We start from the raw sequence: 1,379 nt of genomic DNA, 5'->3' as shown, positions 1-1,379 counted from the left end.
GGGGGAAGCGGGCACTGCGGGGCGCGGCAACGGCGCGCGATTTCCGCGTCGCAGCGCTACCCTGATGCTGAATGCCGGGACGATGACCCACTGACCTGCTGACGCCTCTTCGGCCGTCCTCAAATCCGACCTGTCTCGCCCCGGCATCCGCGTCCCGGAGTCCTGCCATGACCTAATAGGAGCATGAGCGCGGACAATCGGACAAGCCAATTGGATTGTAGCGCTCCCGTCAGTGCAATGTCTGGGAGACCCGGGCGCGGAGCAGGCGGCAGACCGAGGGGAGCGAAAATGGAAGGCGAAACGGTCATCGCGGGCGTCGACACGCACAAGGACGTGCATGTCCTGTGCCTGCTCGACGGCCTCGGGAGGAAGATCTGGAGCGGGAGCTTCGGGGCCGACCCCGAGGGCTACGACAGGCTGGCGGAGGCGATAGGCGACCCGGGGAGCTGCATGGTCGTCGGCGTCGAGGGCACGGCATCGTACGGGGCCGGGCTGACGAGGAGGCTCGTGGAGCTCGGGTACAACGTCGTCGAGGTGCTCAGGCCCAAGAGGGACAAGGTGAGGCCCGGCGAGGGGAAGAGCGACCCGCTGGACGCCGAGCGCGCGGCGCGCAAGGCGGCGTCCGGGAGGGGCTGCTCCGTGCCGAAGTCGCAGGACGGCTGGGTCGAGGCGGTGCGCCAGCTCTACGTCGCGCGCAGGCTGGCCGTCGCGACGTCCACGTCCTGCGCGGCCTGCGCGAAGTCGATGCTCACGACGGCCCCGAGCGCCCTGAGGGAGCGGTTCAGGGGCCGCGAGCGGCCGAAGGACCTCATGCCGCTGCTCGCGCGCGGGAGGAAGGCGGGCGACGCGCTCGAGGAGAGCGTGCTGGCCTCGCTGCGGTCCGTCGCGGCGGTCTGGAAGGAGGCCCGCAGCCAGGTCGAGTCCCTCGACGAGCGCATCCGCGCGCTGCTGGAGGCGAACGCGCCCGCGCTGCTCGGCGTCGAGGGCTGCGGCACCACGACCGCCGCCGCCCTGGTCGTGGCCGCCGGCGACAACCCCGGCAGGCTGAGGGGCGAGGCGGCGTTCTCGATGATGTGCGGCGCCTCCCCGATCCCCGCGTCGAGCGGGAAGACGGACCGGCACAGGCTCAACCGCGGCGGCAACCGGCAGGCGAACTGGGCGCTCTACGAGATCGCGATCAAGCGCATGGCGTACGACGAGAGGACGAGGAGGTACGTGGCGAGGCGGACCTCCGAGGGGAAGTCCCGGCGGGAGGCGGTCCGCTGCCTGAAGCGCTACATAGCGCGGGAGGTGTACCGCGTGCTCATGGACCCGAACCCCGACGGCGCCGCGCCGGAAGGCCCCGAGCTCGCGAAGATGCGCAAGGCGATGCGGGTGAC

1 protein-coding gene is annotated in these 1,379 nt (G+C 71.4%); it reads left to right on the top strand.

All coding sequences use genetic code 11. The features are described from left to right. Positions 1-288: 288 nt before the first annotated feature. A partial coding sequence (locus I1969_RS10955) for an IS110 family RNA-guided transposase (RefSeq protein WP_195235146.1) occupies positions 289-1,379 on the top strand: 1,091 nt, incomplete at its 3' end.

It is taken from the genome of Collinsella aerofaciens (genome assembly GCF_015548375.1).
Taxonomy (GTDB): Bacteria; Actinomycetota; Coriobacteriia; order Coriobacteriales; family Coriobacteriaceae; genus Collinsella; species Collinsella aerofaciens_AB.
The sequence above is the reverse complement of the archived record's forward strand: the minus strand, read 5'-3'. Positions and strand labels throughout refer to the sequence as shown.